Origin of the sequence: Pseudomonas sp. BJP69 (genome assembly GCF_007633355.1) — a bacterium.
Lineage (GTDB): Bacteria > Pseudomonadota > Gammaproteobacteria > Pseudomonadales > Pseudomonadaceae > Aquipseudomonas > Aquipseudomonas juntendi.
Window position 1 is genome coordinate 2,615,342 of sequence record NZ_CP041933.1, and the last position, 22,901, is coordinate 2,638,242.

15 protein-coding genes and 7 pseudogenes are annotated in these 22,901 nt (G+C 55.6%); 12 read left to right on the top strand and 10 right to left on the bottom strand.

Annotated features, from left to right (window positions below; genetic code table 11):
* Positions 1 to 106 precede the first annotated feature (106 nt).
* The 5 genes and pseudogenes from FPB55_RS12050 to FPB55_RS12070 all read left to right on the top strand — a co-directional run.
* Positions 107 to 1,318, top strand: coding sequence for a hypothetical protein (locus FPB55_RS12050; RefSeq protein ID WP_064314810.1), 1,212 nt, complete (start codon positions 107 to 109; stop codon positions 1,316 to 1,318).
* The gene (locus FPB55_RS12055) at positions 1,315 to 3,297 is read left to right on the top strand and encodes a hypothetical protein (RefSeq protein ID WP_104148361.1); all 1,983 of its coding nucleotides are present in this window, start codon (positions 1,315 to 1,317) and stop codon (positions 3,295 to 3,297) included. The genes FPB55_RS12050 and FPB55_RS12055 overlap by 4 nt, the downstream gene beginning before the upstream one ends.
* A complete protein-coding gene (locus FPB55_RS12060) occupies positions 3,284 to 7,057 on the top strand; it encodes a DEAD/DEAH box helicase family protein (protein ID WP_144188270.1) in 3,774 nt (1,257 codons plus the stop codon). The genes FPB55_RS12055 and FPB55_RS12060 overlap by 14 nt, the downstream gene beginning before the upstream one ends.
* Before the next feature lie 151 nt (positions 7,058 to 7,208).
* A pseudogene (locus FPB55_RS12065) lies at positions 7,209 to 7,439 on the top strand (transposase domain-containing protein); the annotation flags it as partial.
* Positions 7,440 to 7,461: 22 nt separating this feature from the next.
* A pseudogene (locus FPB55_RS12070) lies at positions 7,462 to 7,881 on the top strand (AAA family ATPase); the annotation flags it as partial.
* A gap of 30 nt (positions 7,882 to 7,911) precedes the next feature.
* On the opposite strand, the gene FPB55_RS12075 reads toward FPB55_RS12070, so the two are convergent.
* The 3 genes from FPB55_RS12075 to FPB55_RS12085 all read right to left on the bottom strand — a co-directional run bounded on the left by FPB55_RS12075 (position 7,912) and on the right by FPB55_RS12085 (position 10,163).
* On the bottom strand, positions 7,912 to 9,447 hold the full coding sequence (locus FPB55_RS12075) for an IS66 family transposase (RefSeq protein ID WP_012312017.1): 1,536 nt from the start codon (positions 9,445 to 9,447) through the stop codon (positions 7,912 to 7,914).
* Positions 9,448 to 9,510: 63 nt separating this feature from the next.
* A complete protein-coding gene (tnpB, locus tag FPB55_RS26590) occupies positions 9,511 to 9,846 on the bottom strand; it encodes an IS66 family insertion sequence element accessory protein TnpB (protein ID WP_012312018.1) in 336 nt (111 codons plus the stop codon).
* The gene (locus FPB55_RS12085; RefSeq protein ID WP_010954361.1) at positions 9,843 to 10,163 is read right to left on the bottom strand and encodes a transposase; all 321 of its coding nucleotides are present in this window, start codon (positions 10,161 to 10,163) and stop codon (positions 9,843 to 9,845) included. Before FPB55_RS12085 ends, tnpB begins: the two co-directional genes overlap by 4 nt.
* Before the next feature lie 100 nt (positions 10,164 to 10,263).
* Here FPB55_RS12085 and FPB55_RS26595 point away from each other — a divergent pair.
* Positions 10,264 to 10,359: pseudogene (locus FPB55_RS26595) on the top strand (kinase); the annotation flags it as partial.
* A gap of 367 nt (positions 10,360 to 10,726) precedes the next feature.
* Here FPB55_RS26595 and FPB55_RS12100 read toward each other — a convergent pair.
* Positions 10,727 to 11,206, bottom strand: coding sequence for a helix-turn-helix domain-containing protein (locus FPB55_RS12100; protein ID WP_054890481.1), 480 nt, complete (start codon positions 11,204 to 11,206; stop codon positions 10,727 to 10,729).
* Positions 11,207 to 11,576: 370 nt separating this feature from the next.
* On the opposite strand from FPB55_RS12100, the pseudogene FPB55_RS12105 reads away from it, so the two are divergent.
* The 3 genes and pseudogenes from FPB55_RS12105 to FPB55_RS12115 all read left to right on the top strand — a co-directional run.
* A pseudogene (locus FPB55_RS12105) lies at positions 11,577 to 12,541 on the top strand (transposase); the annotation flags it as partial.
* Positions 12,542 to 13,117: 576 nt separating this feature from the next.
* The gene (ltrA, locus tag FPB55_RS12110) at positions 13,118 to 14,779 is read left to right on the top strand and encodes a group II intron reverse transcriptase/maturase (protein WP_054890479.1); all 1,662 of its coding nucleotides are present in this window, start codon (positions 13,118 to 13,120) and stop codon (positions 14,777 to 14,779) included.
* Positions 14,780 to 14,883: 104 nt separating this feature from the next.
* Positions 14,884 to 15,105: pseudogene (locus FPB55_RS12115) on the top strand (transposase domain-containing protein); the annotation flags it as partial.
* A gap of 35 nt (positions 15,106 to 15,140) precedes the next feature.
* On the opposite strand, the gene FPB55_RS12120 reads toward FPB55_RS12115, so the two are convergent.
* Genes FPB55_RS12120 through FPB55_RS12135 form a run of 4 tightly spaced genes read right to left on the bottom strand, consistent with a single transcriptional unit; the run spans position 15,141 to position 18,912 of the window.
* Positions 15,141 to 15,944 carry an HD domain-containing protein gene (locus FPB55_RS12120; RefSeq protein WP_054890478.1) on the bottom strand — a complete coding sequence of 268 codons (804 nt, stop codon included), beginning with the start codon at positions 15,942 to 15,944 and terminating at the stop codon, positions 15,141 to 15,143.
* Positions 15,945 to 15,979: 35 nt separating this feature from the next.
* The gene (locus tag FPB55_RS12125) at positions 15,980 to 16,480 is read right to left on the bottom strand and encodes a GreA/GreB family elongation factor (RefSeq protein WP_054890477.1); all 501 of its coding nucleotides are present in this window, start codon (positions 16,478 to 16,480) and stop codon (positions 15,980 to 15,982) included.
* Positions 16,481 to 16,483: 3 nt separating this feature from the next.
* Positions 16,484 to 17,059 (bottom strand): hypothetical protein, encoded by a 576-nt coding sequence (locus FPB55_RS12130; protein WP_054890476.1) that lies wholly within the window; start codon positions 17,057 to 17,059, stop codon positions 16,484 to 16,486.
* A gap of 2 nt (positions 17,060 to 17,061) precedes the next feature.
* Complete coding sequence (locus FPB55_RS12135) at positions 17,062 to 18,912, bottom strand: hypothetical protein (RefSeq protein ID WP_137138311.1); 1,851 nt, start codon at positions 18,910 to 18,912, stop codon at positions 17,062 to 17,064.
* Between the two features lie 72 nt (positions 18,913 to 18,984).
* Here FPB55_RS12135 and FPB55_RS12140 point away from each other — a divergent pair, with 72 nt between their 5' ends.
* Together FPB55_RS12140 and FPB55_RS12145 are read left to right on the top strand one after the other, a co-directional pair.
* Positions 18,985 to 19,857, top strand: a complete 873-nt coding sequence (locus FPB55_RS12140) for a WYL domain-containing protein (protein WP_064314783.1) — start codon at positions 18,985 to 18,987, stop codon at positions 19,855 to 19,857.
* Entirely contained in the window at positions 19,857 to 20,861 is a 1,005-nt protein-coding gene (locus FPB55_RS12145; protein ID WP_054890472.1) for a hypothetical protein, read from the top strand. The genes FPB55_RS12140 and FPB55_RS12145 overlap by 1 nt, the downstream gene beginning before the upstream one ends.
* Positions 20,862 to 20,917: 56 nt before the next feature.
* Here the strand turns inward: FPB55_RS12145 and FPB55_RS12150 are convergent.
* Positions 20,918 to 21,668, bottom strand: a pseudogene (locus FPB55_RS12150) (IS3 family transposase); the annotation flags it as partial.
* Between FPB55_RS12150 and FPB55_RS12155 the strand changes: the two are divergent.
* A pseudogene (locus FPB55_RS12155) lies at positions 21,661 to 21,933 on the top strand (transposase domain-containing protein); the annotation flags it as partial. The pseudogenes FPB55_RS12150 and FPB55_RS12155 sit on opposite strands and share 8 nt — an antisense overlap.
* A gap of 202 nt (positions 21,934 to 22,135) precedes the next feature.
* Here the strand turns inward: FPB55_RS12155 and FPB55_RS12160 are convergent.
* Positions 22,136 to 22,813, bottom strand: a complete 678-nt coding sequence (locus FPB55_RS12160; RefSeq protein WP_137138310.1) for a hypothetical protein — start codon at positions 22,811 to 22,813, stop codon at positions 22,136 to 22,138.
* Positions 22,814 to 22,901 lie beyond the last annotated feature (88 nt).

The following is a 22,901-nucleotide window of genomic DNA, read 5'->3' on the forward strand; positions in this document are numbered from 1 at the left end:
AGACGCGGTACAAGACGGAGTGTCTGCCCTTGTTGATTTGCCGGCTTAATATGGGCAGATTGACATCATGTACGTGGCTACATCGGCCATGCTTGGGAAAAATCAAATGCTTACAGTGCTGTCACTCATGGATGAGCGCTCACGGCCCAAGGGGTCGCGAGACCCTTTGGGGATTGAGGCAATCTGGAGCTATATCGGGCGTAAGGTGGTCGGCAACCTTACCACTGTCACGAGCAACCTCGATAACTTCATGGTCAGTTTGCTATGCTGTGCACAGGCAAACGCTTCAACAGATCAACTCGAACAGATCCAAACGAAATTTCTGCGTGCTGAACAGCTAGCGGCATATCTGCGCCTTGCTGTTGGGAATGAAAACTTTCTGGGCATCACTCGGGCAAAGGCCAATTTCAAGAACGGCCAACTGTCTCTTGGCAAGGCTGAGTCGGCACAGATCCTGAGCAACCAGCTGAGTTACGGCCTATGGGGGTTGTACTCGACAGCCATGCAGGTAGCAGGTCTGATCTCGGGGGCAGAGCGACGGTTGACTGACCAGGGGCGGGCACTCGTAACCGAGATGGTTCTGTGCTTGGGTGAAGATCAATGGAACGCCTTCAATTCCCTTGCTCAACATAGTCAACTCAGCGTGTCTGATCTCGATGTCCTTGCTACTGCGTTTCATCGCATGCTTCGAGACAGACAACTGCGCCGCACGGTGGTGCAGGCACTGCTCAACTGGCAATCAGCAAAACCATTGCAGATGGAGCTGTACAGCAGAGCAACGGATTACCTCAGCCATTTCAATGGCGAGATCAGTGTTCCGGTTTTCTGTAGGTGGCTGAGCGACTCCTCGAAAACGAGTGGTGATCTGCGAGAAACAATCCTTCAGATTCAGTCCCTAGAGCCAATGCTTGTGCTTGCGGGCACACTCATGGACTGGTTACAGGGCCAGAAAGGCTCTGACCGTGCGGCTCTACTGGATATTCTTCAGCCACGCCTGGATGAAGGCTTGGGGTTCACTAATGTCTGGCAGGCAGTAGCAAAGCTTCCGCATCGAGCATTCCTGATGCGGCTTTTCGAGGCAGCTAACGCGCCTGATGCTGATGCCCTGATCAACTGCGTGTTGGAGCAAAACAAGCTAGTCATGCAGCAGCGGGGCGGAGCTGCGTGGCTTGAATGGCAGGGTGATGTCTTGAGAGTGCGCGTCGCCAATGATCGTGCATCTATCCCGGCATCCCTAAGTACGTACTGCCAAGGTACGTGGCGGAATACCTATTTCATTGGCTCGTTTCTACAGATTGCCAGGCAGGCCGTGCAATGAAGGCCATGACCATAAGTGAAGCTTTCCGCGCAACCATTGGCGAGCGGGAGGTCATGCAGGCATTCTTCAGCACGTACAGCTTTGAGCCAGATTTTTTTGAGCTCGAAGTCCTACCCCTACTATTGGGAAGTCCAGCCCTTTCCAGCAACGAAACTATCCGTTACTACCAGTTGCAGAGCCTGATGCGCAAACACACTGGGCGCTTGGCAGTTGTGTACGACCTGGACGTATTTGATCCCCAGCTGGCGCCTCGACTTGAGGTTGACTACTTGCCGATGCGAGTAGGAGGTGCCTGCCAACATGCCAAACTCATGGTGCTTGTCGTTCGTGAACGCAAATCCGAGCAACTGAGCATCGTTTTAGGGGCTGGCTCTTTCAATCTGACCAAGGCGGGCTGGTGGGAAAATCTTGAGGTCGGCCATTGGGTCGAACTGAGCCAAGGCTTTGCCCCCAGCAACATCCATAAGCCATTGCTGGATGCGCTGCATTTCTTCCAGGCTCAGACACCTGCGCCTGTGCTGGAGGCCATCCTTGATGTGGCGCGATCCTTCGAGTCCACTGCTGCCGACCCCAGCTGTGCTTTCTACTTCTCAAGTAGTGGCGAAGGGCGAACTCAATTCGACGCATTCATCATCGAGCAGACCAACGCTGATGCGCCGCTAGAAGTGATCAGTCCGTTCTTTGCTGCCGAAGGTGACAATCAGGTCATCATAAACCTACTCAAGCGCCACCCATCAACCACTGTGCTGTTACCACTAGATGAGCATGGTCAGGCTTTGGTTGATCGAGAGTCGGTTTACGAGGCTTTATCCAACGAGACGATCAGTTGGGGGCGCTGGACTGAATCCATTCGCAAGAATCACCTCGACCCTAAAGCCGGTCACCGAAAGCTCCATGCCAAAATCTACCAGTCTCTGGGGAGCGATCCTTGGGCATTCGTGGGCTCAGTTAACCTGAGTTTCAAAGCCTTTCGCCAAAATGTGGAAGCCGGCTTCTTACTTCGTGGGCATGCAACAAAGTGCTTGCTCGCGCCACTTCAGGCACCACCAGACAAGTTTAAGGTAGAGCCTGAGGCCCAAAGTCAGAGCAACCTTAGCAGCGAGGAAATGCCAGCCATCCATGCGCTGTTTGACTGGCAGAGCGAAACCCTTCATCTGACGACCGCTAAACCGGGCTCGCTCACATTACTCAGCAGTGCATTGGACGTATTACTCGACGTACGGCTCAATGCCCAGGAAGACCAAGCTATTCCAGCCTCACAGCTGAAGCAGCACCTTCAAGGATCATCACTGATCCAGGCGCGCTGGCACTCGGATGGAAAGCATGCCATCGGCACGATATTGATCTCGCAACGTAATCTCTTCTGTAGGCCGACTCATCTGCCCCCTCTGGACTTGCAGGCACTGCTCAGGATTTTCATAGGCATGCATGAGGCGCGTCGCCTGGAGCTATTTGGTGACTTGGCTGTCCGGCTGCTTCATGCCAGTCAAGAGGAGGGCCTTAAGGATGAGTTTCTACCTGAGCTCACGTCTGAGGGATCCTATGAGAGCTTCTTCTCCGAATTTTCCCAGGTTAACGGGGCATTTTGGGAGCTCGCAGGCCGCTTACAAAAAGCTGAGCAGGGCGGTGACACACAGACCTTGACGTACTACCTGCGCGGCCAACAACCTGATTCCTTAAGGAAGTTGCTTGAGACCATTACTAAGCCCCCCGGCAAACAGTCTCCATCGTTGATCGTACGTTACCTGACGTTACTGAGCGTTTCTGATCTACTGAAGCGCTTTAACAAGCATGCGGATGCGTCATTGCTCGAAGATGCAGAAACAGCACTCCTGACCTTGGAGCAGGGAGAGCTTCTGCCTCAGCTCGACGAAGAAAAGGGCGAACAATTTTTACGCTGGTTTAAAGCCAAGTTTTTTGAGCCTGTTGCGACGATGACGCGCCCAAGCAGGGAAGGGGATTGCTTTGCAAAGGATTAACCAAGCCACGGCTGCGAGCCTGATTGATTTTTCTGCTGGCAAGCAAGAACTAGAGCAACTTGCAGTGCAGCAGCTTGAAGGGACTGTCGCCCTGCATAATCGACTGGCAGATCACCGGGTAGCCTACCTTGCTGATGAGGTCGGCATGGGTAAAACATATATCGCCCTGGGAGTAGCTGCGTTGATGAGGCGCTTTAACCCCTCATTACGCGTGCTTTACCTATTGCCCAAGAACAATGTACGCGACAAATGGGTCAAGGACTACAGGAGCTTCGTCGAGTACAACTATGTCCCACGTGACCTTTCGGTAAAGGGGCTCGGCAACCAACCCGTTGCACCTTATCTAGTATGCCTTGGTTTACCGGAGCTGATTCAGGCCGTTGCTACCAGCAGTAACCGTGACTACTTCATCTGTACGTCAGCATTCAGTTTTGCGCTGGGCAATACCGTCGCTGACCTAAGAGCATCATTGAGTCAGTTCGCTCGACTGCTGCCACAACACATGGAGGCAGCCAACAAGCTGCGGGCTGAACTCCACGATGGGTTATCGGGATCTGAGTTTTCAAAGCTGAAGAACAAAGTGAAAGCTGCTTGGGCAAAGGCCTTAAACGACATCCTTCCACGCTTCGATCTTGTCGTAGTCGATGAAGCACACAACCTGAAGAAGGGGCGAGACACCAGTGACCGCAACCAGTTGCTAGCCATGCTTCTGGGTGCTGACTCAGAACACACCAATCGCGTTGGGCGGTTGCTATTGCTGTCGGCTACACCGTTCGACCGGCAACTGAATCACCTACACAATCAACTGAACCTTTTCGGCCTTTCCCGTGAAGCAGCTTTACCCTCCGGCAACGACTGTACCTCTGACTCGGCCCAAGCAGCATTGGGGAGGCTAATCGTCCGCCGACTCAATGCCATTGAGTTAGGTGGCAAGATCCACACCCGCAACATGTACCGCCAAGAGCATCGAACTGGTACGTCTGCTGAAGTACAGATGACCATTGAGCAGCACCTTTTTGCTGCCCTGATGCAGAAGAAGGTCAGTGAGTACTTGCAGGAGAACTGCGCAGGACGCTTTGAGCTTGGCATGCTGGCCTCGTTCGAAAGCTACCTGCCAGGCGAAAAAAACAAAGCCATTGAGTTCGATGGCCAGGATGACCAGCCGATTGAAGGCAATAAACGTGATGCTCAAGATCGTCATGTGGTTGAAAGCCTGATCGACGATTTCAATCAGGAGTTCAAGACCACCCCACCACACCCCAAGATGGACTGGGTGGCAGATAAGACGCATGAGCTTAGCTTCGGGAAGGGCAAGAAGCAGCTGATATTCGTACGTCGGGTCAGGAGTGTTTCTGAGCTCAAGTTCAAGCTGGAACGTGCTTATGATGCATGGCTGGGGGACTACATACGAAGTGACTCTGCTGTCGCCCACTGGTTTGACAAGTACAGCGCCCAGGTTCGTGATCGAAACCAGGCATTAACTGATGAGGTTGGCGAGGACGGGGAGGCCAGGGCTAGTAGCGAGAATTTCTTCACCTGGTTCTACAGGGGTAAAAATGCCGAGCTGGAGCTAGGTGCAGAGCAACTGATGCAATTGCCATTCAACTTCAGGAATGCCTTGGCGCAGAACAGCTACATGTTCGAGCCAAACTGGGCCACGCTGGAAGGCATGCCAAGCGTGGCTGACTGCCAAATTCAATGGCAGGAATGGATTCACAGCAATGGAAAGACAAAGCCCACACCGCAGCTGCGTTTCCGTTTAGCGCAGTATGCCTATCTCAAGACGGTTCAAGCGCAAGGCGGGGTTCAGGCCAAAATTGCAGCTGGACGCATTCTGTCGACCGCATTTGAAGGCTTCAAAGCAGAGGTTGACCTGGCAGACTTGACCGCTCTCCATGCTGAACTGGAGCGCAAAACATTCTGGGACGTAACGCACTCTTTATCGGAGCTGGCCAGCATAGCGCCTGCCTGGAGTAATGAGACTTTCCAGCTATTAGCAACCCAGGATGAGCTGGTCGCAGAACGTGCCGTACGCCGGATTCTGACGCATACCGAGTTATTGGCTGTGGCGTGTCGAGTCGACCATCCATTCATTGATCTCTACTCATTGCGCAGCGCACGCAGAGGGGACACCGAGACGGATGCCGACAGCAATTTGATCACCGGCTTTGTCGAGCTACTCATGAAACAACGTAGCTCCGGTGCAGGCTTCAGCTCCTTTCAAATCCTGTATGACCTTGCTTGTAACTTAGACCTGCTCATCAAGCTCAACTTTGCCGATGCGTACCATACCTCGGCAGACAAGCTGACCCGCTACCTAACAGCCCAGCTCAATCCGTTGTCACCAGTCAGCGGGGCTACAGGTGAGAACAGCACCAACCGCTCACCCTTGGCCCGAAAATTCAGAATGCCTGGCTACCCACGCGTTTTGATCTCAACGGATGTCTTTCAGGAAGGAGAGGATCTCCACACCTTCTGCGACAGCATCCAGCACTACGGTATCTCAGCCAGCCCAATAGCCTTGGAGCAAAAGGTAGGTCGGGTTGACCGCATTGCATCCATGGCACATCGACGCATGGGGAGTGCCGGTGAGCTATATGGACAGCACTTCATCCAGGTGGGCTATCCCCATATTCGAGAGAGCCTTGAGTTTTTCCAGGTGCGGCAGGCCGCAGCTAACTTGAATGCCTTTCAGCGCTCACTCCATAGGCTTGGGGATGGCAGCGCGACCATCCAGCAAAGCATTGACATGCGCGAACAACTGGCTAAGTCGAGCGCCATTGAACCCCAAATCACCGAGCCGCTTGAGAGCCTTTTTAAGATCAGTACGGAGGATCTAATTGGTGAGGACTTCCGCTCTTTGCTCCAAACAGAACAGGGTGGGGTGGTTCGCCGGTTAGCTCATGTCCGCAGTCAGGTCGAGCACTGCCTGAGCCAGTTGCTTGACGATTCGACCACGCCAGTACGTCTGCAAGAGACAACCAATGGGTGGGGTTGGGATGGCAATGGGGCGGCGCCTGTTGCTTTCCAAGTGCGCAGCGCCAAGGGGCTAGCCAGGCTTCTGATATCGGCAACATCCCTTGCAGCTATTGATTGCTCGTACAGCGAATTGCACGCGTCCAGTCGAGTGAACTGGCTACGTGAATTGCAAAAAGCCCCGCTGGTTCGTTTGCAATGGGACAGCTATGACTCTGCCACTGGGGCGGCGAAGCTCAAACGCAACACAGAGGTCTATGCGGGCGGTGAAGAGGTGCTGATCAGCATCGAAGTGGATGACATCTACCAGCGAGTATTGGGGGCTGTAGCTGAAAATGACTCTCCCAGTCAACAATGGGATGGGATTCGGCAAAAGGTCAAAGCACTTTGCAAGGTAAATGGTCGAGTCAGCATCTACGAAGAGGCCGATAGCCGTCTTTTGTTTACTTTCCATCACGAAGGCCGAAAGCAGCCGGTCGACTGGTGCCTGAGCGGCTCGCATGTGGTTTTCTCTTCAGTCGTGCTCGATAAGCATAAAACCTTGGCACTCGCACAGGTGGATAAATCCATCGCAGGCTGCCCTCTGATAACACACACGCTGAGGCGTAATCTGGCGTTCGATTTGGTGGATTTTCACATTGATGAGCATGGCCAGTTGGCAGTGAGGGCATGTCATCCGATAGCCCATCTGAATAACGAGGAGCTTGAATTTATCGCTTGCTCTGTAGCTTCCGAGGCGGATCGTTTGGAACAGATCCTGTTGGGGTTAGTTGGCAGTGACTGAAGCAGTTAGTCAGTCTAGGGCAGTGATGGCTTCAAAACCTTGGTAGCTTATGGGTACTAACACGCGAGGCGGGCAGCATGAGCCGTGTGCTGGGAAACTCGCATGCACGGTTCTTAGGGGGTTGGACGCGGGTAACCGCGTCTGACTACCCGACAATCAGATCAGGCCATGGGCGCTTGGACGTTCCAACTGGTTGTTTGCCGGGTCGCTTCGCAGCGGTAAACGGGCGGCGGCGATCATGAGTTTGATCCAATCGGCGCGTATGAATGGGCATGATCCGTATGCTTATTTGAAGGATGTTCTCACGCGGCTGCCGACACAGCGGGCGAGTAAAATCGACCAGTTGCTGCTGCATAACTGGCAGCCGCCTAAACTGGGTTAAGACACTAACCTAAGGACATAGAATGCTCATTGTCTTCAGCGGCCTTCCAGGTACCGGAAAAACGACTATCGCAAGTGACCTTGCCACCAGAACAGGTGCCGTGTATCTGCGGATCGATACGATTGAGCAAGCTATTCGAGACTCCGGTGCTCTTGCACAAGACGTAGGGCGGAGCGGTTACATGGTCGCCAATGAGCTTGCTCTGAGCAATCTTCGTTTTGGCAGCACGGTCATAGTTGACTGTGTTAACCCAGTAATCGAAAGCCGAAAGGCTTGGAGCGATATCGCCACACGCTCTGGTGCTCCATTAGTGAATATCCAAGTGCTCTGCTCTGATAAGCATGAACATCAGCGCCGGGTAGAAACCAGAAAGATTGATATTCCTGGGCTGACTCCACCAACCTGGCAGTCTGTACTGGATCATGAATACGAGGCGTGGGAGTAAGCGTCCGGCGAACTCACCTTGCGTAAGTCAGGCCGGCACCCACTGATGCGGCAGCAACTGTCCGATCTCACTGGCCCGTTGGGTCGGCAGCCGCGTCAGCACATCTTTGAGATAGGCATACGGATCATGCCCATTCATGCGCGCCGACTGGATCAAACTCATGATTGCCGCAGCCCGCTTACCGCTGCGCAGGGATCCCGCAAATAACCAGTTCGAGCGCCCGAGTGCCCATGGCCGTATCTGGTTTTCGACCTGGTTGTTGTCGATGGGCACAGCCCCATCATCCAGGTAGCGGGTCAGCGCTACCCAGCGTTTCAGGCTGTAATCGAGGGCTTTGGCCGTGGCTGATCCGTTGGGCACCAAGTCGCGCTGGGCCAACATCCAGTCATGCAGTGTTTTGAGGATCGGCACCGCCAATTCTTGTCGTATTCGCCAGCGCTCTTCATCACTCATGTCCCGCGCCTGACGTTCGACCTCGTACAAGCCGCTGATCGAGTGCAGGGCCTGTTCAGCCAGCTGACTTTTGTTCGCCACGTGCAAATCAAAGAACTTGCGCCGGGCGTGGGCCATGCAGCCGATTTCAGTGATGCCTTGTTCGAAACCGGCTTTGTAGCCAGCGAAGTCGTCGCAGACCAACTTGCCGTTCCAGTCACCCAGGAAGTTGCGCGCATGTTCGCCAGCACGGCTTGGGCTGAAGTCGTAAACCACCGCGTTGAGCCCTGAAAACGGCGTCGTGCTGTACGCCCAGACATAGGCCCGGTGGGTTTTCTTCTCGCCTGGCGCAAGCATTTGCACCGGTGTCTCATCAGCGTGGATCACGCCCTGGTTCAGCACGGCTTCACGCAGTGCATCGACCAGTGGCTGAAGCCGCACGCCGGTTTGTCCGACCCACTGCGCCAGGGTCGAGCGAGCAATTGCCAGCCCGGCACGGCCAAAGATTTTCTCCTGCCGGTACAGCGGCAAGTGATCGGCAAACTTGGCCACCATCACGTGGGCCAACAAACCTGTGGTCGGGATACCTTTGTCGATAACCTGGGCTGGCACCGGGGCCTGGATCAGGGTTTCGCACTGGCGACAGGCCCATTTGCCCCGCACATGTTGCTCGACGGTAAACACGCCCGGCGTGTAATCCAGCTTCTCGCTGACGTCTTCGCCGATGCGTTGAAGTTGGCAGCCACAGACGCACTGGGTGTTTTCGGGTTCGTGACGAATCACCGTGCGTGGAAACTGCGGCGGCAAAGGCGCACGTTTCGGGGATTGTCGTGGTTCGGCCTGTGGCGCATCTGGGAGAAGCTGTTTTAGCTCGGCCTCGATAGCTTCAAGGTCTGTGTCGAGCAGGTCATCCAGCAAGCTGCTTTGCGCCGGGCTGATTTGCTCGCTGCGCTTGGCAAACTTGTGCCGTTTGAGCAGGGCGATTTCGAACTTGAACTGTTCGATGAGGATTTCATCGTTCTGAATCTTCCTGCTCATCGCCTCGACCTGGGATTGCAATTGCAACGCCTGTGCCGCCAAGGCACGAAGCTGTTCCGGGGTCATCTGGTCGAGGTTGGGCGAGAAAGTCATGCCGCCGATTGTGCCAGAGCAGGCGCGGGGCGACGACAAGTAGACCGGCCAAATGGCCGGCGTTTACAGCATGCTAATCACACCGCCTGCACCGACGCGCTGCCACGGCAGGCCCAGCACCAACGCCTGGAGTTGTTCGCTGTCGAGTTCGACCTCGCAGCCGTGGCGAATGCCGGGCCAGTGGAACTTGCCTTGGTTCAGTCGACGCGCTGCCAGCCAGACACCGACGCCATCGTGCACCAGCACTTTCATCCGGTTAGCCTGGCGATTGGCGAACAGATAAGCGCAGTGCGGCTTCGCCGCACCGAACACCGCAATCACCCGAGCTAATGCTGTCTCGGTGCCAGCGCGCATGTCCATCGGCTCGGTGGCCAGCCAGATGGCATCGATGCGGATCATTGAGCGAAAGCCCGAATAAATTGCGCACAACCCTCGGGATCCGAGGCTGGCCATTTCACCGTGATCACTTGCCCGGCCACGGGCAACTCGATGATCACTGACGCTTCGACTGGCCGTTTAGGTGCGGCTTTTAGCGGGACGAAAGCTGGTAGTGAAGCCGCTGCGGGCTGATCTCGATAGAGCGGCAGCCATTTGCGGATGACGTTGGCATTGATGCCGTGGTTGATGGCGACACTGGACACGGTTGCGCCAGGTTGCAGGCATTCCTGAACGACCTGGGCTTTGAACGGTTTCGGATAAGAGCTTCGTTGGCGCATAGAAATCCTGGCGATAAGGGTGATCGCGTCCGCTTAAAAATACGCGGACACCATCGCCCTTAATGCTGGAGTTCGGAAGGTGAGTTCGCCGGACGCTTACGCGTGGGAAAGCGCTCCGTTTAATATAGACACAGCCCTGACGTCTCCGGAACAGGCGGTGGCGATGATCACCGAACGATTTTTATCCAAGGCGTAGCGCCAGCTAAAGTCGCAAGGTGTGATTAGCAAACGCTTACAGTTGGCCGAACAGGCACTGCACTCAATTGGCGGTTTGTACGAGGTCAAATGCCAAGCGCGGCACATGCCGCCTTGCCGATGCCCTGAGTGGAATCGGAGAACTGGTGGTAAGCGCTTGATTCTGAGGGAGGCGCGGAGGGAAGACCGTTGGGTTTGGGGCTGATTGAGTAGTTGACTGAATTCTCCCCGCGTTCGCGGAGGGGCTTGACGTCTCAGGCACTGGCGTAGATACCAGGGACGCTGCAGGAAGCCTGCCCCCCAGAGATACCTGGGCCCCGTTGGACTCCCTCCAGGGCCTCTCTGTTGGTGGTGCAGGGATACGCCGCTCAGTAATGTCCAAGAGCTCTTAGCCCCGCACTAACCTTATCCTGCTTGGGTTCTACCGTAGTCGATGAAGGAGTCTTGATTTCGAGTCCGTGCGCATCTTTGACCCTCTGCACGGTGGACTTGGCGCAATTCACCTCTTTTGCGGTGCGTCGAATAGTCTTACCGCTATTAAGGCACTCCAGAATCCTCTGGTGTAAAAGCTTATTTGGCTGCCTGCCTTTGTACTTACCTAGCGCTTTGGCCCGTGCAATTCCCAGGGCTATTCGCTCTAGCTTCTCTTGCCTCCTGCTGTTCGCCACTGCCACCACTATTTCCCGATACAGGGCTGCACACATATCTCGCACCTCAATACCGGCAACCGCGACCGCTTGCTCTGCCGCCTCCTGAATCTCTCTGGGGAACTCCTCGATCTGATTATCAACCATCTTCACGACCTCGCTTGCTCCGGTGTGTAGTTTCTGTAGCGTTATCTCAGCCATCCGAGCGCTCAATGGGCGCCAAGCAGCTAGATACTTATAGAGTGTAGGCAACAGGAGGCTTGGCCATCCCATCCGCCATCAATTTCTTTGTAGTCGCTACTACTACCGGGTTTAGCGCCGTGCGGCCCTTGTACTGTATCCGTCCGGCCAACACATCTTCCTGCCGCAACCGCGGAAGGCGATGGTGTCCACCTAATTTTAGTGGACACCATTTCTGGCCCATCATGCCTTGATACTGGGGCTGCCTTGGCAAAGAGTTGGCCCTGGAAACGCCATTTCCATCCTCTAAGCCAAGTCATGCCCCATCCGGCAGTGCAATTGTCCGATCAGTCTGTCGTCCTGTTTACGCTGATCTGGCAAGATCGGCGGCATGACTTCGATCCCCGACCTCGACCAACTGAACCCGAACAACTGCGCGCTCTGGCGGCGCAGTTGCTACAACGTGTCTCGGCGCTCGACGAGCAAGTCGAGACGATGGGCAAGACCGTTCAGGTCATGGACAAGAAGATCCATCACGACAAAACGCTGATCGAAAAACTCAGCCACGAGATCGCCCAGCTCAAGCGCTTCAAGTTCGCCAAGCGTAGCGAGCAAATGAGCCCTGAGCAGGCCAGCTTGCTCGATGACCTTATCGATACCGATATCGCCGCCATCGAAGCGGAACTGGAGTCGCTGCGGGTCACTCCGGCACCCGGCCAAGAAAAGCAGAAGCCTAAACGTCGTGCCTTACCGCCCGAGTTTCCCCGCACGCTGATTCATCATGAACCGGACAATACCGATTGCACTTGTGGCTGCGCACTCAAACGTATCGGTGAAGATGTCAGCGAGAAGCTTGATTACACACCGGGCGTATTCACCGTGGAGCGCCATATTCGTGGCAAGTGGGTCTGCGACAGTTGCGAAACGCTGATCCAGACCCCGGTGCCGGCGCAGGTGATCGACAAGGGCATCCCGACTGCTGGTTTGTTGGCCCACGTCATGATTGCGAAGTTCGCCGACCATCGTGTGTCACGAACACATGCGCGCCGCAAGTTCTTTGACTTGCATGCGGCGAACAAGAGTCAGTTGGCCGAGCAGGCGCTTCTAACGATTGGTGCGCTCTACGAGGTCGAACGGCAGGCCAAGGACATGCGCGAAGAAGACCGCCGGCGAATACGTCAGCGGGATGCGGTTCCCATCGCTGAAAAACTGCATGACTGGATGCTGACCCAGCGCGAGCTGGTGCCCGAAGGCTCGGCCATCGCTAAGGCTCTCGATTACAGCCTGAAACGCTGGGTAGCGCTGACGCGCTACCTGGACGACGGTGCCTTGCCCATCGACAACAACCACGTCGAGGTGCGACACGAAGTCGCTTACAGAAGTTGTTCCCCTTGGAGGGAACCACCCGTGTCACCGGGTGAATCTAGAAGGCTGAATCAAGAGCGCCTTCGACAATGGAACGAGGCACCGCAGGTGCGGGGTACTAATCGTGAGAGGCGTACCCTTCTGGCAGCCATAGCCGGACAAGTGCTAGATAGTCGGTATGGTGAACACATGTGAATCTGCGCAACGATCGTTAAGTTGAACGAGCGGAAATGGCTTACACGCTCGAACCAAAACGGTAATGGGGGTGGGAATTGCGTCTTTCGACTACGCACTCGTGACCCACATGCCTCCCGGTCGATAGCAGGCACCTAACCCGACGCACTTCAGTAGGCGGAACGTGGAAATCCCGTATCGCTCCCGTCAGGGAAAGCCGTTTGTAAAAACTGCCCATGGCGGTGCGGGCGAAGGAACGAGGAAAAAGCGAACGCCGTCCTGTAATGGGTTGGATAGAGGTTGAAATATCACTTCACGCGAAAGCGGGCAGACGTCCTCATGGTCTCTCTTCACACGAGAGTAGGTAGAACCCTTTCAACGGAAGGAGAGCAAATGAACGCAGCAGCATTGGCGTGTGCACCTTCCGGCACGTCGTGGGACTGCATCGATTGGATCGCCGTACAACGTCGTGTCAGAGGGCTGCAAGCGCGTATTGTGAAGGCTGTACAAGATGGCAGACATAACAAGGTGAAAGCCCTGCAATGGCTGCTGACTCACTCGTTCAGCGGCAAGGCATTTGCCGTGAAACGGGTGTCTGAAAACAAAGGCAAAAATACCCCCGGCGTGGACAAGGTTACTAGGAATACGCCTAGGGCCAAGCTCGGCGCGATAGAGTCGTTGACGCGGCGAGGTTACTCGTCGCTCCCGCTTCGGAGAGTCCTCATTCCGAAGAAAAACGGCAAGACTAGACCTCTCGGAATTCCCGCGATGAAATGCCGGGCCATGCAGGCGCTTCATTTACTGGCTCTGGAACCAATAGCGGAAACCACCGCCGATCCGAACTCTTATGGATTCAGGCCAGAACGTTCAACTGCGGATGCCGCCGCACAGTGTTTTGGTGTGCTGTCACGAAAAGCAAACGCGGAGTGGGTGTTAGAGGGCGACATTGAAGGCTGTTTCGACAATATCAGCCATGACTGGTTGATCGCCAACATCCCCATGGATAAGGCGATTTTGCAGAAATGGCTCCGGGCTGGTCATGTCTACCAAAAACAGCTATTCCCCAGCCACGCCGGAACCCCGCAGGGAGGCATCATATCCCCGGTGTTGGCGAACATGACGCTGGATGGGTTGGAAGCGATGCTGGCGAAGAGATTTCCCAACGCGAAGTGGACAGCCCGAAAAATGCGCGTGGTGCGTTATGCAGATGATTTCATTATCACTGGTTGTTCGAAAGAATGGCTGGAGAATGAAGTCAGGCCCGCCGTGGTTGAATTTCTGGCGGAGCGCGGTCTCGTTCTCTCTCCGGAAAAAACCAAGATAACGCACATAGGGGACGGGTTCGACTTCCTCGGATGGAACTTGCGTAAGTACAACGGCAAGCTCCTGATCAAGCCGTCCAAGGCGAACATCGGGGCTCTCCTTGCCAAGCTGCGAGAGTTGATCAAGACCAACAAAACGATACGACAGGCTAACTTGATAGGTTTGCTCAACCCGGTTCTACGGGGCTGGGCGAACTATCACAGTCATGTCGTCGCCAAGAAGGTCTTCAACCAGGTGGACAGCGCAGTGTGGGAAATGCTTTGGCGATGGGCGGTACGTCGCCACCCTCGCAAGACACGTCGATGGGTGAAGGATCGGTATTTCAAAGTACAAGGGGCGCGCCGTTGGGTGTTCTCGTGTACTGAAAAATCCGCCGATGGTCGGAAGCGTCAGTACACGCTAGTAGACGCCTCAGACACACCGATTGTGCGACATATCAAGATTAAGGCCTCTGCCAACCCTCACGACCCTGTGTGGGATGAGTACTTCGAGTCCCGCTGGGGCAAGAAGATGCTCACTTCCGTTAAAGGTCGAGCCAAGCTGTATCGGGTATGGGTGCAACAGGGCGGCAGGTGCTGCGCCTGCTTCAAGCCGGTGACCAAAGACACGCCGTGGCACAGTCGCCATATTGTGAAGCTAGGTCATGGCGGGACGAGCGCTGCGGCTAATCTTGAGATTTACCACCTGCGTTGCCCACGAGATGTGCAATTTGCCAATGTCGACGATGTATAACCGGGTGCCCAATGGCGCCTTAGCAGAGGCTTGAGCCGTGTGCTGGGAAACTCGCATGCACGGTTCTTAGGGGGTTGGACGCGGGTAACCGCGTCTGACTACCCGACAACCAAATACGACCGTGGGCACTTGGACGTGCCAATTGGTTGTTTGCTGGGTCACTGCGCAGTGGCAAGCGCGCGGCGGCGATCATGAGCTTGATCCAGTCGGCGCGCATGAGTGGGCATGATCCGTATGCCTATCTCAAGGACGTGCTGAAGCGCCTGCCGACGCAGCGGGCTAGCGAGATCGAGGCCTTATTGCCGCATCAGTGGACGCCTGCTTAACGAGCGCAAGGTGTGTTCGCGGTTCGCTTACTTCTTTAAGTCCCGCTGGTAGTGAAAACCGAGGTGTAGGCCGTTTTGACGCGAGTAACCGCTGTGTCTTGGTACATAGAGTATTTTTCTTTACGGAACCACGCAGAGTAAAACTGAGCGTCCTTGACGAAATTCATCTCATTGAGGCAAAACTCTTCGAAGCTTAGGCTTGGATTGCCTTCCAGAAATTCTTCATACATGTTGATGTACAAGTCATCAAACCAGGTCGGCTCGAGAATCTGCAGCAGATCCGCATCACGAAGGATGGCCTGGTATTCATTCAAAGGCTCACGTTTGAACGGGTATTGGGTGCTCTGCAAGGTTTCCAGTAGAAATGGGACATCCAGGGCTACCGATCGATCGCCTTTGCTCAAGATGCCAGCATCCATCAGGAAGCGATGGGCGATCATAATCGAGCGCGACACATTCACAATGTCTGGTTCTTTTACACCGGTGTGCCCGATGTCGTGGAACGCTGCGGCAAGGATCGTCGAGTTGACCTCCTTTTGCTGAGCCTCGGAAAGGCCAAGCAGATCGGCCCTCAAAAAATAGCGCAAGCCTTGAATGACGCCATCGACCACGCAGCAGGTGTGATACCAGTCATGGTAAGGACGCCTGAGGCTGTTTTCCTCGAAGCACTGATGGATGCGGTCGAACAGACCCTGCGAGTCGACGCCATTGAGCTTTACCATCTCGGAGAATGCTTGCCTGGTGGTGACATGCTTCAAGATGCGGCTGGCTTCAGGATCAGGGCAGATGAGTTTGTAGCCGAGCTGCTTTTTGACTCCTGTAATGAGTTGCATGTCCATGTCGTGTTCCTTTGAGGATGAGCACCAAGAGTTGGCTATTCCAGGTGAGGGCTAAGCTTGATCGAAAGGATTTCATAACGGATCTGCTTGCCTCGCATGGGAAGCTCAACCTCGTCACCTACGGTCTTGTGAAGCAGCCGCTCTCCGACCGGAGAGAGATAAGAGACGATCCCTTTATGAGGATCTCCTTCCTCGTAACCCAAGATGGAGTGCGTGCGCGTCTGGCCGTCCTCCGATTCCATCTGGACTTCCACGCCGGGTAGAACCTCGTGAAAATCTTGGTTCTGGATGTGCTCGGAATCATTGATCAGGCGGGCAGAGCGAATGACGTTTTCCAGCTCCGCAATTTTGTTCGGTAGCTCGTAGGTTACCTTGGTGCGCAGCTGCATGAACTCAGGGTTTTCCCTAAGATCATTATCCAGGCTTGCTGAATGACCCATGGCGCGGGTGGATTTCTCCAAGTCATCGACCAGATCCTTCTGCCTGTTGGCTAGGTTCAACAAGCCCTTGCGGGTAACGTAGTAAGCGGTAGACATGTCTTAATTCAACCAAGGTAGACGGGAGGCCGCGATCTTCAGCGCATCTTGCAGGTCGTTGGTGCTGTTGTCGACAATGCAGAGGTGCTCGGCCAGGCGTTGGAACTCGGTGAGGAAGCGATTGCGGATGCTGTTGTCATCCAGAACCTTGTCTAGATCGCTTTTGCCACGAACAGTGATTCGATCCTGGCGAACAGACTCGTCGATGTTGATGAAGATGGTGGCGTCCGGTTCATGGATGTCGTAACCCATGCCTTTGTACACCAGATCAACGTCCATGCCGGCGACGCGGTGAGAAACTACGGTGTCGATCAGGTAGCGAACGCAGTAAACGTTGTGGGTCTTGAGCTTCTCTTTGATTCGCTCAGAGGCGTAGGCGACTGCCGCCAAGTAGAACAGGAAGTGGGCAGACTGCGAGCGGTCTCTCACTTCACTGTCGAACAGCTCTCGGGTTTCGCCGAAGGGGCCATCTGGGGTCTTGAAAAGAAAGCCCTTGGGGTCGAGCTTGCAAAGCTGTTCCGCCAGGCTCGAGGTGCCGGAGCCGTCAAGTCCAGTGATGACGACGAGTTTTCCAACCATGCTTAAACTCCTGTTGTGTGACCAGGGATCACGGGGAAGCTGAGTGCATCCCGAATAGTGATCCGCTCGATAGTTTCAGTTTTCAGGAAGAACCGTTCCTTGGATTGCCCCGCTTCGGTGGCTGTCATCGCCAGATCCAGTCGCTCGACCAGGATCGAAGGGGTGTCCTTGTAGGTGTTGCGTTCGCCACGTGCGCTGCTTGTCGAAGATGCTCCAAGCACCGGCGCAACCGCCAGGCGCCAAGCCTCGCCCTCTTCGGCAAGCTCACCGGTGAGGCCGAAGGCGCGTTCATGGTTTGGGGTCAACGGCAAGTCAGGCCGTGAGGCGATAGCTTTGTATTCGTGATATGCACGCCCCAGATTACAGATGTGCCCGGTGTCCACGCTGAGGTCTTTGTCAAAGAAGGCCGTGGACGGATAGTTGGCGAGCTGCAGGACGCGCACGTAGCTTTTGAGCACCTCGACAACCTGCTCACGGATGTATGCCGCTGCGCGTGGGTCGCGACAGGTCAGCTCATTGGCCTGCTCATAGAGTGCTGTGATGATGTGCTCTACATCAGCCCAGGTCACATTCTGCCCTGTGGACTTCGCCTGAATAAGCAGGTTCAGCAGGTACCGCTCACCGTCGATATAGCCTGCCCCTGGGCGCCCATCGGTTTTAGGGTAGAAGTACTTGGCAGTAACCCCGTCGGGCCGGCGCTCCGCATCAACAGCGAAATATTCACCGTCTTCGTTCTGCAGCCGGTGAAGCAGGGCGTCGCGACACTGAATCGATGGTGGTAGCGAGTTAGCCAAAGACAGGTTGGTTATCAGCGCCAGCATGTCATCCTGAATGACCTGCTCGTGGCCGTAGATCAACCAGCAAGGCTCGCCTGGTTGCGAGAGCTCGGTACCGTGGCTTTTTGCATCGGTAATGCTGGCGAAGTCGAGGGCATGATGTGGTGACTTCTGTACAACCAGGTAGGGCCCTGCACGAAGTACACGACGCCCCTGAATCTCAGATACTTCGACTTCTGCTCGCACCACCAGCGGACGGAAGCGCAATTCTACGCAGGCACCTTTGCGCCCCTTACGCTTGGAGAGGAACGTGCTGCGGTAGGTGTCGAGCATAACCGCGATGTCTTGCTCGAAGTCGTCGCGTGATGCTGCTCCCACACGCTCGGCAGCTTGTGTCCAACCGTAGGTGTACGGCGAGAAGGACAGACGTAGGCCCGCGATGCCTGACATGAGGTTGCTGCTGATGCGTTCGTGCATCGCCTGGATCGTTGGATTGAGTCGGCTGTAGCCTACCGTTGCGATACGTACCTGTGCGCCAAGGTCTTCATGGAGCCACTGCACAAGATCGTCCAGGTGCGGGTAGGCGGCAGGATCGTTGTCCAGGTAGCAGTAGATAACGCCAGGGCGATCATTGCGCTTGTTTCCGATCAACCCGTGTTTGGGCATAACGAATCCCGGCGTGAACAGGCCGGCGCCGTCGAGAGGTTTTGCGCACACTTCGCCCTCTTCACGAGCCCAGGCGAGGGCTACCGTCTTCATGGCGGCCACGAGGTTGGCCAGATCACGGCGACTCATGTTCCACAGCGTCGTGCCGGCGCTTTGACTACAAAAGCTGCAGCGATTGAGACAACCAATCTGTGTCTGGAAATGTCGCATGTTCTGCAGCGATTCACGGGGAAGCGCCAGCAGCTGATCTACAAGCTCTTGTCGGCGATGTTGGTCTTCAGCCGACACGTTGAGCAAGGTTCCTTCGCTTTGCAGGACAGCCAGGGGCGGTACAATGCGATCCAGACCAGATTCCAAAGGGTCGAAAGGCCTACAAACGGCGGATTCGGCGGTTACACAAACATCGCCCATGGCTTCTAAATTCCTTTGAAGAGGTTGAATGCTCATAATGACTATTAGTATCATATGGCTATGAGTGAAGCCATGTCAAACAACCCTCTCGAAATTCTGGATTCCATTCGCAACGGCGCCGTGGTGCGCCAGCGCCTGCAATGGATTGAGGATCGCCTGTGGTGGGTTGGTGAGCTAAACCGCTCTGACCTCGTTCTTAGATTCGGAATTTCTCCGCCTCAAGCGACGAACGATTTCTCGCTCTACCAGAAACTCGCCCCCGAAAATCTCAGGTATGACCCAAGGAAAAAGCTTTACGTGGCCGGTGACGGGTTCGTGCCGATGTTCCCTAAGGATCACGAGCTGTGGCTGAAGGGAAACGCCACAGAAGACTCGACCCTCAAGAGCGTTGACATGGTCGGTATAACCTCGCTCAAGCGTGGGATAGATCCGGCATTGGTACGAAGCATCTCCATGGCTGCGAGGAACCACATCCCGCTACGCATCGTGTACCAGTCAATGAAGGCGTCAAATCCAGAAGAGCGTGTGGTTAGCCCTCATGCCATTGTTGAGACTGAAGTGCGTTGGCATGTCCGGGCCTGGGATGAAAAGCGCCAGGCGTTTTTGGATTTGGTGCCTTCGCGGATCATCAAGGTCAGTCCAGAGCCGACTTCGACCTGGGTGCCGCAGGAGCTCGATGAAGAGTGGAACCGGACGGTAGAGATCATCCTCGTCCCTTCAGCAAAGCTTTCTGAAAGCCAGCGCCGTATTGCGGAGGGTGATTACCACATGACCAATGGCAGAAGGGTGCTGCAGGTGCGCGCGTGCATGGCGTACTACCAGCTCTCAGCGATGTACTTGGTCGACGCGGTGCGTTACCACGAAGGGCAGCCTGAAGAACGTGATTTTGGAATCGCAGTGGAAAACTGGAAAGCGCTCCAACCGTTGGTAATGGAGATGAACTAATGGCGTTGACTTGGTCGGACTTGGCGATGATTCAAGAGCGGATGACGGACTCAGCGAAGATTCCATCAGCCTCCATTTTGGGATCAGCGCCAGCCTCGATATGGATTGCTTCTGGGCTCGCGAAAATCTCTGCAGCTTATGGTGCATCTCTGATTGAGCAATCTGTTGGAGCTCCAAGTCAGTTGATGTCAGCCATGGACTACTGCCGGAAGCCGCTTCTTCGATCACTCCCGGTACTGATCTCAATGAAGGGGCGGCATGAGGATGCCGTTAGTGTGGCTCAATCCATCGTGAATCGAGGCTCGCCAGCTTCTGCCCTGATCACAGGCGATGTCCAGGGGCCTGCTGCGCAGCTGCTAAACGCCGGTGTTCAGACATCGTGCATGGTCTCAGCAAGCTATCCGGCTCGAGATAGCCGTTTTGTGAATTGCGGCTCGATCTTCATGCTTTCGGCGTTGGCCTACCAGCTGAATAGGCAGGCCTTTGGCGATGATGTGATTGGCGCGGTCGACAAAGACGATTTGGCGCACGCGTTCTCACGAGCGGCGGAAGGCTCCCATGCAATTTCCCAGGGCATCGCCTCGACGGAATGCTGGGATCGCAAACAGCTCATCATCCTTGGGCAGGGCCTCGGTTCTGAGCTGACATTGCCATGGCAATCGATCTTCGCAGAGGCCGGGATCCTGACCTCCACATGCCTGGATCTCAAGGACTACACCCACGGCGATCACCTTGCTGCCGTACGATCTAACAATGCCATCTACCTGGTAATTCAACAGCCAGGTACTGAAGACATGGTGCAGATTTTTAGATCTAGATTTGGCACGAGGTTTCCGGTGTTGGTAGCACGACTGGAATCATCAGGGCCGACGAGGTTTTGGGAGAGTTTATTCTACTGCTGCAACGTGGCTGATGCGCTGACTGACCTACTTGGTTATGGTGATGAGCGCCCACCCAAGGATCCAACTGTCCATAGCTGGAGGGGGTGGGGGCGTCTGTGTTGAGGGGATGTTTCTAAGGAGCGGCGTTTTTCAAGGTAGTTGTCGCGTCGACCATCCAACTATGCCGCTTCTTTCGCGTACTGCTGCTCCCGATCAGGGTTCAGCAGTACGGTACCTATCGGCTCCCAGTTTCGTGTAGGCCCTGACCATCGCCCTGGGCTAGCCTGCCGGGCCTGCATATACAGCTCATGCCGCTGAGCGAGAATCTGTTGATCCTGGCCTCGGTGCCGTTCTGCCGGCGTGACGAAATGGATCCGGCTATGCCGATGCTCGTGGTTGTACCAGCGTATGAAGTCGCGTACCCAGGCCCTCGCCCGCATCCAGGCTGGCAAATCCCGTCTGTGGCCATTGCGGGCAGTATTTCAGTGTCCTGAACAGCGCCTCCGAGTACGGATTGTCGTTGCTCACCCGCGGTCGACCACTCGATGGCGTGATGCCCAGGTCGTACATTTTGCTCAGCAAGGTCGTCGATTTCATCGGTGCACCGTTGTCCGAGTGCAATACCAGCGGTTCGCGCAAGCATTGCTCGCTGATCACGCTGCGTTGCAACAGCGCCGCAGCCTTTGCGCCATCTTCATCCTCGTGGACTTCCCAGCCGACGCCTTTGCGGCTGTAGATGTCCTCGATCAGGTACAGGTAGTAATGCTTTCCCCGCACCGGCGACGGTAGGTACGTGATGTCCCACGACCACACCTGATTCGGCGCGTGCGCCGCATGGGTGGTTGGAGTGGCATGACGACCAGGTCGCTGGCTGCGGCCTCGACGCTGTTGTTGCCCTGCCGCGCGCAGCACCCGATAAAACGTCGAAGCGGGCCATTTGCCGATCGACAACAACCTGGCAGAGCGGGCAATAAAGCCGTTTGTCATCGGGCGCAAGGCTTGGCTGTTCAGTGACACGCCCCAGGGAGCCACGGCCAGCGCGCAGATCTACAGCCTGGTCGAAACCGCTAAGGTCAACGGCCAGGAACCCTATACATGGCTGCGCCACGTACTTGAGCGACTGCCACATGCGTCGTCAGTAGCAGACTACGAAGCGCTGCTGCCGTGGAACTGCTCGCCGGAGATGCCACGGTAAACCTGGCCCCCATCTGGTGGTAGGTGGGGTTCATGGATCGTATACCTTCCTTTTCTCTTCCTCGCTTCCTGTTGCGAGTGCTCGTTCGACGTCCTCCTGAAGACCGGTGATATCTACAGCGGTCAGTCCTAGTTCGGAGAGTCGAGCCTGAAGAGCCTGCCAGTTGCCAGTTTCGATGACAGCTGCTGACGTCTGACTGAAATCAGAGCTCGCGTTCCCGTGCGCACCAGGTACCAATAACGGCGTTTATGTTTAATCGGGGGCCCCGAAACGACCTCCGCGACGCCCAGTCATGCGGTTTATGGCCACCATGTCCCATAGGACTGGGTGACCAGCCTGGGCGGCTGTGGCATGCTGCGTAGTACGACACCGGCCCGAGGTTTTCGACACCATGCGCGATGACCGCACCGCTCGCCTCCAGCAGCTGCTGAGCCGGGAGCCGGCCTTTCCAGGGCAGCGCCCTGGGCTGCTGGGCTGGCTGGGCCAGTTGCTCGATGCCCACCCCGGCGCCGATGGCTACGACCAGGTCGAGCGCCTGCTGCAGTTCTTTCGCAATCTCACTTGCGCTCTTGCCTTCAGCTTTCATGGCTTTGATCTGTGCCGCTCGATCCATCGTTTTTTGCTGACGATTCTGCTCATATTGAGCACGCTCCAGAACACCTGAAGCACGGCGTTTTTCACGTTGACGGACAGTGTCGCGCTCGGTAGCCAACGCCGGTGTAATGATCGTACGCAGCTGCTGTTGCTCGGCGTCTGTAATGCCGAAGATGTCGATCAGCGTCTGGTTTTTTGGCGTGTACAGCGCAGGCCATGCGCGACCGCCAAACTCAATCGTTTGTCCGGAAGCGTAAGCCAGAGCTCTGTTGCGCAGCGTGCCCATTTCGTCGATCGAGAACTTCCAGGATGGATCAAGCTGCTTGGCCAGCTCCTTTGCTTCAAAATGAAAAGTCGCAGGGTTTACTGCGCCG

What these genes read in the sequence shown, in the direction of transcription:
- FPB55_RS12085 (WP_010954361.1), bottom strand. Translation starts at nt 10,163, where the DNA reads ATGCGCCAACGAAGCTCTTATCCGAAACCGTTCAAAGCCCAGGTCGTT.
- FPB55_RS12135 (WP_137138311.1), bottom strand. Translation starts at nt 18,912, where the DNA reads ATGGGCGATGTTTGTGTAACCGCCGAATCCGCCGTTTGTAGGCCTTTC.
- FPB55_RS12120 (WP_054890478.1), bottom strand. Translation starts at nt 15,944, where the DNA reads ATGGACATGCAACTCATTACAGGAGTCAAAAAGCAGCTCGGCTACAAA.
- FPB55_RS12075 (WP_012312017.1), bottom strand. Translation starts at nt 9,447, where the DNA reads ATGACTTTCTCGCCCAACCTCGACCAGATGACCCCGGAACAGCTTCGT.
- FPB55_RS12130 (WP_054890476.1), bottom strand. Translation starts at nt 17,059, where the DNA reads ATGGTTGGAAAACTCGTCGTCATCACTGGACTTGACGGCTCCGGCACC.
- FPB55_RS12140 (WP_064314783.1), top strand. Translation starts at nt 18,985, where the DNA reads ATGTCAAACAACCCTCTCGAAATTCTGGATTCCATTCGCAACGGCGCC.
- FPB55_RS12160 (WP_137138310.1), bottom strand. Translation starts at nt 22,813, where the DNA reads ATGGGCACGCTGCGCAACAGAGCTCTGGCTTACGCTTCCGGACAAACG.
- FPB55_RS12145 (WP_054890472.1), top strand. Translation starts at nt 19,857, where the DNA reads ATGGCGTTGACTTGGTCGGACTTGGCGATGATTCAAGAGCGGATGACG.
- FPB55_RS12050 (WP_064314810.1), top strand. Translation starts at nt 107, where the DNA reads ATGCTTACAGTGCTGTCACTCATGGATGAGCGCTCACGGCCCAAGGGG.
- FPB55_RS12100 (WP_054890481.1), bottom strand. Translation starts at nt 11,206, where the DNA reads ATGGCTGAGATAACGCTACAGAAACTACACACCGGAGCAAGCGAGGTC.
- ltrA (WP_054890479.1), top strand. Translation starts at nt 13,118, where the DNA reads ATGAACGCAGCAGCATTGGCGTGTGCACCTTCCGGCACGTCGTGGGAC.
- FPB55_RS12125 (WP_054890477.1), bottom strand. Translation starts at nt 16,480, where the DNA reads ATGTCTACCGCTTACTACGTTACCCGCAAGGGCTTGTTGAACCTAGCC.
- tnpB (WP_012312018.1), bottom strand. Translation starts at nt 9,846, where the DNA reads ATGATCCGCATCGATGCCATCTGGCTGGCCACCGAGCCGATGGACATG.
- FPB55_RS12055 (WP_104148361.1), top strand. Translation starts at nt 1,315, where the DNA reads ATGAAGGCCATGACCATAAGTGAAGCTTTCCGCGCAACCATTGGCGAG.